The sequence below is a fragment of the Schnuerera sp. genome (genome assembly GCF_035459645.1).
Lineage (GTDB): Bacteria > Bacillota > Clostridia > Tissierellales > Tepidimicrobiaceae > Schnuerera.
Window position 1 is genome coordinate 1 of sequence record NZ_DATHXO010000142.1, and the last position, 1,865, is coordinate 1,865.

Consider the following 1,865-nt stretch of genomic DNA (forward strand, 5'->3'; position numbering starts at 1 on the left):
ATATATTTAAGCCTGGTGCTGGATTAAATATAGCAGAACTTGGAGCTGAGGCTGTTGAGATGAAGGAATTACCAACGGTATTTGAATCTATACTAGGGGGGGTGAATTAATGAGAAGTGTTAGAGATTTTGGTGAAGATACTATATATTTCGTTTCCTATGCCAAGCTTCCATCGGATACGGCTGCTACTTATGTTCATAAGGTAGTGGGAGTAGGTTTTTTAATTAATATTAAAACAGGGATTATAGAAGATGTAATGGTTACTTTAATATCTGATTTAGTTAAAGACTTTTTATCCTATCTTATAATAGGTCACAATATCGAAAAGGATGGAATAGACGATATAATAGAAAAGTTAGAAACTAGGTTTTTTGGATACTCACAAAAAGCTGTAGTAGTAGCTACAAAAGGAGTATATAGAAGATATTTAAATTGGAAAGAAGAAAATCACATACAATAAAACTGCTTTATTTGTGGCAATGAGAATAAATCAAAATTGCATATCAAATAAAATCCAGTGCTAATGACTTCAATAGGCATTAGTTCTATTTTTTGTAACGAATAGTGAAGAACTCTCTTATAAATTTTGCAATTTTTATTTCATTTTTAAAAAATATTGAAATATATGTTGCAAAATCTATAAGATTATTACTATAATAGATAGTGGATAGTAATATTTTTACGGTAAAAACTTTTCCAAATATAAGGAGGATGGAAATATGTTTGAAAAGGAAAAATTAGAGGAAATTAAAATGGGCGAAAAGAAATGGACAGAAGGAAAGGTAAAAAAAGCCATTAGTAGATTTCCAGAAAGGAAAGAAAAATTTACAACAGGTTCAAATATTGAAGTAGATAGACTATATACACCAGAAGATATAAAGGAATTAGATTATAAGGAAAAACTAGGTTTTCCAGGAGAATATCCTTATACAAGAGGAGTACAACCTACTATGTATAGGGGTAGACTTTGGACTATGAGACAATATGCAGGATTTGCTACAGCAGAAGAATCCAATAAAAGATATAAATACTTATTAGAACAAGGGCAAACAGGACTATCCGTTGCTTTTGATTTACCAACTCAAATAGGATATGATTCAGACCATGGGTTATCTGAAGGAGAAGTAGGAAAAGTAGGAGTTGCTATAGATTCATTAAAAGATATGGAGATTTTGTTTGATGGAATACCTTTAGATAAGGTGAGCACATCTATGACTATTAATGCGCCTGCAAGCGTTTTATTAGCCATGTATATTGCTGTTGCAGAGAAACAAGGAGTATCTAAAGATAAATTAAGAGGTACCATCCAAAATGATATACTAAAAGAATACATAGCAAGAGGAACTTATATATTTCCACCAGAACCATCCATGAGATTAATAACTAATATATTTGAATATTGTTCTAAAGAAGTACCAAAATGGAACACTATAAGCATCAGTGGTTACCATATAAGAGAAGCAGGCTCTACAGCATCCCAAGAAGTAGCCTTTACATTAGCAGATGGAATTGCCTATGTAGATGCAGCAATTAATGCAGGATTAGATGTAGATGATTTTGCACCTAGACTATCCTTCTTCTTCAATGCACATAATGACCTATTAGAAGAAGTAGCAAAATATAGAGCAGCAAGAAGACTATGGGCAAAGATAATGAAAGAAAGATTTGGAGCGAATAAGGAAAAATCCATGATGCTAAAATTCCATACTCAAACAGCCGGTTCCACATTAACAGCACAACAACCGGATAACAATATAATAAGGGTAACCATACAAACCTTAGCAGCAGTATTGGGAGGAACCCAGTCATTGCATACAAACTCAAGAGACGAAGCATTGGCACTACCAACAGAAGAATCAGTACGT

General features: G+C 32.8%; 2 protein-coding genes. Both read left to right on the forward strand.

What is annotated here, in order from left to right; all coding sequences use genetic code 11:
- The first annotated feature begins 109 nt into the window (after positions 1-109).
- On the forward strand, positions 110-460 hold the full coding sequence (locus VK998_RS03250; RefSeq protein WP_325225433.1) for a DUF3870 domain-containing protein: 351 nt from the start codon (positions 110-112) through the stop codon (positions 458-460).
- Positions 461-719: 259 nt separating this feature from the next.
- On the forward strand, positions 720-1,865 hold a 1,146-nt coding region (locus VK998_RS03255), incomplete at its 3' end, for an acyl-CoA mutase large subunit family protein (protein ID WP_325225435.1).